Genomic DNA, 245 nt, shown 5'->3' on the forward strand with positions numbered 1-245 from the left:
AATATCCTTAATTGAAATGCACTTATCCATCTCCTCTTTTATGATGGACTTATAAGTTGATCGGGTCAATAAGATTTCCTCACTAGCCTCATCCACAAGTACAAAGTATTCGTCAAAACCAGAAATTATGTAGAATAAGCTTGACGGCCCACCAACTAACCTCTTTGCAAAATATCTACTACCGTCTACTGCCAAACTGTAATACGCTTCTTGTCTGGTATAAGCTTTTATAATTTCATTTGGCC

At 36.7% G+C, this 245-nt stretch carries 1 protein-coding gene; it reads right to left on the minus strand.

Features of this window, described 5'->3' with window-relative positions; genetic code table 11:
* The coding region (locus tag E1176_RS19935) for a hypothetical protein (protein ID WP_185152433.1) at positions 1 to 245 on the minus strand (245 nt) is incomplete at both ends.

Origin of the sequence: Fulvivirga aurantia, assembly GCF_009711475.1 — a bacterium.
In the GTDB taxonomy this organism is placed as follows: Bacteria; Bacteroidota; Bacteroidia; order Cytophagales; family Cyclobacteriaceae; genus Fulvivirga; species Fulvivirga aurantia.